The organism is Aliiruegeria lutimaris, assembly GCF_900099935.1.
In the GTDB taxonomy this organism is placed as follows: domain Bacteria; phylum Pseudomonadota; class Alphaproteobacteria; order Rhodobacterales; family Rhodobacteraceae; genus Tropicimonas; species Tropicimonas lutimaris.
Window position 1 is genome coordinate 36,571 of the sequence record NZ_FNEK01000040.1, and the last position, 6,109, is coordinate 42,679.

Genomic DNA, 6,109 nt, shown 5'->3' on the forward strand with positions numbered 1-6,109 from the left:
TGGGGATGAGGTCAATGGCAAAGGTCCGCCTGTATCTAGAACAAAGCCTCCATGAGGGGCAAAGCGTTTCGCTGACGCGGGAGCAGGCGCATTACCTTTTCGGCGTAATGCGGCTCACCGTTGGCGAGGAGATCCTTGTTTTTGAGGGGAAAAACGGCGAATTCCGTGCCGAAATCGTCGAAACGGGCAAACGCGGCGGTGTTTTGACCTGCGTCGAGCAGACGCGGCCATTGCAATTGCCACCCGATCTGTGGCTGCTTTTCGCGCCGATCAAGAAGGCGCGGACCGATTTCATCGTCGAGAAGGCGGCCGAGATGGGGGCTGCGCGAATCTGCCCGGTGCAGACAGAGTTCACCAATGCCGAGCGCATCCGCCGCGACCGGCTGCAGGCTCATGCTGTGGAGGCGGCCGAGCAATGCGGCGGCACCTTCGTGCCGGAAGTGGCCGAACTGGCGCGGCTCGACCGCGTGCTGGCCGACTGGCCGGCCGAGCGGCGGCTGATGTTCTGCGACGAGGCGCTGGTCGGCGCGCGGGAGGCGCTTGCCGGTCCGTCCGGCCCCTGGGCGATCCTGATCGGGCCGGAAGGCGGATTTTCTGATACCGAACGCCGTCGCTTGCATGATATGGAGCAGGCGGTTGCCGTGAGCCTCGGCCCGCGTATCCTGCGGGCCGACACCGCGGCCGTTGCCGCTCTGACCCTCTGGCAGAGCAGTTTGGGGGATTGGTAATGAACTTCCGTGCGGCCCTGGCGGCCGATGCCGACGCGATCGAGGCGTTTCTTGTCGTCTATTCCGACACGTCGATGTTCCTGCGCGCCAATTTGGCGGCACACGGGCCATGCGGCGGCGAGGCGCGCAACGCCACGCGCATGTGGGTCCGCGAGGAGGCGGGCGTGGTGACCGGCGTTTTCGGCATCACCACCGCCGGGTTCGTCCTGGTCCAGGTCCCGGAGAACATGCCCGACGCGCAGCTCTCCGAGACCCTCAAGCCCTACGAGATCAACGGCATCTTCGGCGCCACCACACAGGTGCGACAGGTGCAGGCGGCGCTTGGCCTGTCCGAGGCGGAAGCGCAGCTCGACGATGACGAACCGCTCTATTCGCTGGATCTGACCAAGCTGGTTCTGCCGCACGCCCATGTCGCGCTGCGCGAGGCGACGGCGGCGGACAAGCCGCTTCTGGCGCATTGGCGCGCGTCCTACCTGGTCGAAATCTTCCATTTCCAGCCCGAGGACGCGCAGGAAATGGCCGGCGACGACGTGGATGCGATGTTGTCGAAGCAATCGCTGATGCTGCTGGAATCGGAGGAGGGCCAGCCGCTGGCCATGACCTCCTTCAACGCCATTCTCCCCGACACCGTTCAGATCGGCAATGTCTACACGCCCGACGAGGTGCGCGGGCAGGGGCATGCGCGGCGCGCTGTTGCCCTGCATCTCGATCGCGCCCGGCAGGACGGGGTCAAGCGGGCGATCCTCTTTGCCTCCGGGCCGGCCGCCAGCCGCGCTTACGAGGCGATCGGCTTCGAGCAGATCGGGCTTTTTACCCTGCTGTTCTTCGCCGACGCGCAGGCCGTGAAGGCGGCCGCTTGAGACGGTTTGCCGGCTGATGAGTATTGTTCGCCCTGAAGTTGCCCGTCACCTGTCGCGTTGGAGCGAGGTTCTCACTGCCTTCGTCGCCGCTTTCTTCGGACTATGGCTGACAGGGCTGGGCGGGCTGGTGATGCTGACGCTTGGCGGGATCGTCATTGCCGTTTCGTTGCTGATGGCGGTCTTTGCCTGGCGGCGGATGCGTTTTCGCCTCGAAATCGAGGCGCCGGGCGCCGTTTCGATAGATGAAGGGCGCATCGCGTATCTTGGCCCGATCATGGGGGGGACGGTGGATCTGTCCGAATTGGTCGAGGTCGAGGTGATCGACGTGGCGGGCTCCCGCCGCTGCTGGCGCCTGCGGCAGGCGGACGGGCAGGCGCTACTGGTGCCGCTGGCCTCGGCCGGTGCGGACGCGCTGTTCGACCATCTCGCGGCGTTGCCGGGAATGGAAATGCGCAGCCTGATGTCGGCGCTCGACGGAGAGGCGATCACGGCGCGTCGGATATGGCACCGCGACCTGCCGCCCGAAATCATCCTTCCGCGATAGTGTCCGGCCTGTGCGCTTGCGCACGGCCCCGCCCCTTGACTTGTGCAACTGCACGGCGCACCTAAACCGGACCAAGCGGCCAATCCGGAGAGTCTTTACAATGTCCATTCCTCAGTCCGGCGGTGGGCCGATCGAGCGTTACGAACAAATGGTCGAGTACCTTGAAAGCGGCTGCAAGCCGAAGGAAGACTGGCGCATTGGCACCGAGCATGAAAAATTCGGGTATTGCCGCGACACGCTGAAGCCGCTGCCCTATGACGGTCCGCGCTCAATTAAGGCGATGCTCGAAGGGCTGCGCGACCGATACGGCTGGTCGCCGATCTATGAGCAGGACAATATTATCGGGCTGGAGTTGAACGGCGCCAATATCAGCCTGGAGCCGGGAGGACAGCTGGAGCTGTCCGGTGCACCGCTGACCTGCATCCACCAGACCTGCGACGAGGTGAACGAACACCTGCGCGAGGTGAAGACCGTTGCCGACGAGATCGGCGCCGGTTTCATCGGGCTCGGCACCGCGCCGACATGGACGCATGAAGAGATGCCGCAGATGCCCAAGGGGCGCTATCGGCTGATGACCGACTACATGGACAGCGTCGGCGATCTGGGCAAGCAGATGATGTATCGCACCTGCACCGTGCAGGTGAATCTCGACTTCGCCGACGAGGCCGACATGGCCAAGAAGCTGCGCGTGGGCCTTGCCCTGCAGCCGGTCGCGACGGCGCTGTTTGCCAATTCGCCCTTCCTCGAAGGCAAGACAAACGGCCACAAATCCTGGCGTTCGCGCATCTGGCGCAATCTCGACGATGCTCGCACCGGCATGCTGCCCTTCGTCTTCGAAGACGGTTTCGGCTTCCAGGCCTGGGTAGATTACGCGCTCGATGTGCCGATGTATTTCGTCTATCGCGACGGGAAATACATCAATGCGCTCGGCCAGTCCTTCCGCGACTTCCTCAAGGGCCAGTTGCCGGCCCTACCGGGCGAGACGCCGACTCTCAGCGACTGGGCCGACCACCTGACGACGGTCTTCCCCGAGGCGCGGATCAAGAAATACATGGAAATGCGCGGCGCCGATGGCGGCCCGTGGCGCAGGCTTTGCGCGCTGCCGGCCTTCTGGACCGGGCTGCTCTATGACGGTACGGCGCTCGATGCGGCCTGGGACCTGGTGAAGGGCTTGGACGCGGAAACGCGGGAGGGGCTTCGTGCGGCGGCCTCGGTCGATGGGTTGCAGGGCGAGGCCGGTGGTGTTTCGCTTCGTGAACTGGCGCGCAACGCCGTGAACATCGCGCAATCCGGCCTGGAAGCGCGGGCGGTGCCCGGTGCCGGCGGCATGATCCCGGACGAGACGCATTTCCTCAACGCGCTGCAGGAAAGCATCGACAGTGGCAAGGTGCCGGCCGACGAGCTGCTGGAGCATTACCACGGCGATTGGAACGGAGACCTGTCCCGGGTCTTTGCCGAATACAGCTACTGACGCCCCGCAGGACGGCCCGCGGCGTCAGTTCTGCTGACGCCCGAGCACACGTTGTTCGTAAAGGCTGTGAACCTGTTGCTTGCGGGCGGCGATTTCCGCTTCCGTGGGTTTCTGTTCGGTCCGTGTGAGGAGTGCGTAAGAGGCAAACGCATTGTGTTCGCCCTTCGCATTGGATCTCGGCCCGTGGTCGAAATGGCTGGGCAGACCATAGGCATTCTCGTCCCGTTCCGAGGCGATCGTCATGAGGAGGAGATAGATCAGCAGCGCGATGGGCGGATAGACGAACATCATTCCCATGATGATCAAGGCCGGAAGAACCATGCTGGTGTCCGCGCCCGTGTTGCGGCCTATAGTGGCGCTCATGTCACCCGCGGAGGGGACAGAGCCGACGAAGTGAATGCTGTCGATGTTCTGGATAAATTCAAACACGGTCAGAACGATCGCTTCGGTGGAGGTCGGATTGACCAGCAGGGCTGCCGGTATCTGGAAGTCACTGAAATCGGTATCGACGACGAAGGCACCGCTGGTTGCCAGCCCAAAAATGCCCATCAGTGCCAGGAAACCCGCCGAATAGGGAAGTGTGGCCCATTTTCCCTTTCGCCCACTATCCTGCAAGCGCCGCATGGCAAGGGTGATGCGCGGGATCGCTGTCAACAGGATGAACAGGACGGAGCCGTAGACGAGCGGGTTCACGCTCGGCATTTCGCCCCCATCGAGCGTGTTCCAGATGCTGCGGAAGTCCCACAAGGCCAATCCGATCATGACCGCCCAGAGTACCGGCATGACGCACCAATACTCGGAGCGCGACGAACGGCCGAGAATGTCGAAGGACTTGAAGACGAAGCTGTCGAAAGCTGCGAAAAACCGGCGCAAGGCTGCCACTCCCTTGGTTAACCCACAAGAAAACTGCCAGAGATTTACGGCAATTCTTGGCCGGTTGAGAGGAAATTCTGCCGCAAGATCGAAGTGCGGGCCCGGAGCAAAAAAGGGAGCCGGATCAGAGGCCGCGCGGTTTCACCCTGGGCTCTGCGCCGAACTGGTTCTTGCCCTTGGTCCCGGGCTGCACGAACCACCAGATCAGAACGATTGTTCCGATTATCGGGATGAGGCCCAGAAGCAGCCACCAACCAGACTTGTCGAGATCATGCAGGCGCCGCACGCCGACCGCGATTGCCGGCACCAGCACCGCGAGGCCCCAGATGACGCCCAGAAGACCATTTCCGGCGCCGAGCAGGAGCCGATCCAGCAGTCCGAAAACCACGTTGCCGATCCAGATGAAGAGCACAAACCACCAATATTCCGGCCGGCGCGCGCGTCCCTTGAAATCGGCGTACTTGTTAAGGCAGGTCTTAACAGCTTCCTGAAAGGTCATTCGGAGATCTCCACAAAAATGGATTCGACCAAAGGCTGGTCTCAGCTCTTTTTCTTGTCAGCACCGATACGAGGTTCCTCGCCGCGCAGCAGCCGACCGATATTGGAAGAGTGGCGAATATAGACGAGGGCTGTCAACAGCAGGGCAAGCAGAACCATTTCGGGGCGTCCCAGCACGAGCATCCAAGCGGTTGAAAGTCCGGCGGCGACGAGGGCCGCCAAGGAGGACAGCCTGAAAAGGAACGCGATCACGAGCCAGGTCGCGCAACAGGCCAGTCCGACCTGCCAGTCAAGCGCCAGCAGCACGCCGAGAAAGGTGGCAACGCCCTTGCCCCCTTTGAATTTCAGCCAGACCGGGTAGATATGGCCGAGAAATGCGGCGAAACCCGAGATCTGGGCCGCGTCCTCGCCAACGACCGCACGGGCGATCAGAACGGCCACGCCACCCTTGGCCGCGTCGAGAACCAGCGTCAGGAAGGCGGCGAGCTTGTTGCCGGTGCGCAGCACATTGGTCGCGCCGATATTGCCCGAGCCGATCACGCGCAGATCGCCCAGCCCGAATAACCGTGCCATGACGATGCCAAACGGAATCGAGCCGAGCAGATAGGCCAGCAGAGCCGTCAGGATCAGAGGGGCAGGGGCGGTATCGATCAGGGGCATGGGAATTCCTTTTCGCGACTGGCCGCGACTATTCCTTCAGGCGCACGGAATGTCCACGCGGAAGCCACGCGCCAACATGCTTTGGTGCGTCATTTCCCCAGCGGCGCAAAGCGCGAAAGGCACCCGCAGTATGCAGGTGCCTTCTAGAGCGTGTCGCGTTTAATCGGCCTCATAGCCTGCGGCTTTGAAGTAGTTGTAGCATTCTTCGTCCGAGAAGAGGTTGCAGACCTGTCCGACGGCGGCCCAGAGTTGGTCATAGGTTCGCGCGGCGGCCTTCCTGATCAGTGTCTTGAGTTTCGAGAAGGCCATCTCGATGGGATTCAGATCTGGGCTGTAGGGTGGCAGGAACAGGAACCATGCACCAATCGCGCGTAGGGACGCCGCTGCGGCCGGGGCTTTGTGGCTCGACAGGTTGTCGAGTATGACAACGTCGCCTTCGCGCAGCGTCGGCCCCAGTTGGGTTTCGATGTAGAGG

General features: G+C 62.7%; 8 protein-coding genes. 4 read left to right on the forward strand and 4 right to left on the reverse strand.

All coding sequences use genetic code 11. The features are described 5' to 3' along the window. The first annotated feature begins 5 nt into the window (after positions 1–5). The 4 genes from BLR85_RS17500 (at position 6) to BLR85_RS17515 (ending at position 3,603) form a co-directional block, all read left to right on the forward strand. Positions 6–728, forward strand: a complete 723-nt coding sequence (locus BLR85_RS17500) for a 16S rRNA (uracil(1498)-N(3))-methyltransferase (RefSeq protein ID WP_093159389.1) — start codon at positions 6–8, stop codon at positions 726–728. Beyond that, complete coding sequence (locus BLR85_RS17505; protein ID WP_093159394.1) at positions 728–1,588, forward strand: GNAT family N-acetyltransferase; 861 nt, start codon at positions 728–730, stop codon at positions 1,586–1,588. The genes BLR85_RS17500 and BLR85_RS17505 overlap by 1 nt, the downstream gene beginning before the upstream one ends. 16 nt (positions 1,589–1,604) lie before the next feature. Beyond that, a complete protein-coding gene (locus BLR85_RS17510; RefSeq protein WP_093159397.1) occupies positions 1,605–2,132 on the forward strand; it encodes a hypothetical protein in 528 nt (175 codons plus the stop codon). 100 nt (positions 2,133–2,232) lie between these two features. Then, positions 2,233–3,603, forward strand: coding sequence for a glutamate--cysteine ligase (locus tag BLR85_RS17515; RefSeq protein WP_093159400.1), 1,371 nt, complete (start codon positions 2,233–2,235; stop codon positions 3,601–3,603). 24 nt (positions 3,604–3,627) lie between these two features. Here the strand turns inward: BLR85_RS17515 and BLR85_RS17520 are convergent, their stop codons facing one another. From BLR85_RS17520 to BLR85_RS17535, 4 genes are all read right to left on the reverse strand, one after another. Continuing rightward, a complete protein-coding gene (locus tag BLR85_RS17520) occupies positions 3,628–4,476 on the reverse strand; it encodes a DUF805 domain-containing protein (protein ID WP_093159405.1) in 849 nt (282 codons plus the stop codon). 124 nt (positions 4,477–4,600) lie between these two features. After that, positions 4,601–4,975, reverse strand: coding sequence for a DUF805 domain-containing protein (locus tag BLR85_RS17525; protein ID WP_093159410.1), 375 nt, complete (start codon positions 4,973–4,975; stop codon positions 4,601–4,603). A gap of 41 nt (positions 4,976–5,016) precedes the next feature. After that, complete coding sequence (plsY, locus tag BLR85_RS17530; RefSeq protein ID WP_093159414.1) at positions 5,017–5,634, reverse strand: glycerol-3-phosphate 1-O-acyltransferase PlsY; 618 nt, start codon at positions 5,632–5,634, stop codon at positions 5,017–5,019. Positions 5,635–5,793: 159 nt separating this feature from the next. Beyond that, positions 5,794–6,109, reverse strand: a 316-nt coding sequence (locus BLR85_RS17535) for a transposase (protein ID WP_139188438.1), incomplete at its 5' end; no start/stop codon positions are given.

What these genes read in the sequence shown, in the direction of transcription:
- BLR85_RS17515 (WP_093159400.1), top strand. Translation starts at nt 2,233, where the DNA reads ATGTCCATTCCTCAGTCCGGCGGTGGGCCGATCGAGCGTTACGAACAA.
- BLR85_RS17525 (WP_093159410.1), bottom strand. Translation starts at nt 4,975, where the DNA reads ATGACCTTTCAGGAAGCTGTTAAGACCTGCCTTAACAAGTACGCCGAT.
- plsY (WP_093159414.1), bottom strand. Translation starts at nt 5,634, where the DNA reads ATGCCCCTGATCGATACCGCCCCTGCCCCTCTGATCCTGACGGCTCTG.
- BLR85_RS17505 (WP_093159394.1), top strand. Translation starts at nt 728, where the DNA reads ATGAACTTCCGTGCGGCCCTGGCGGCCGATGCCGACGCGATCGAGGCG.
- BLR85_RS17510 (WP_093159397.1), top strand. Translation starts at nt 1,605, where the DNA reads ATGAGTATTGTTCGCCCTGAAGTTGCCCGTCACCTGTCGCGTTGGAGC.
- BLR85_RS17500 (WP_093159389.1), top strand. Translation starts at nt 6, where the DNA reads ATGAGGTCAATGGCAAAGGTCCGCCTGTATCTAGAACAAAGCCTCCAT.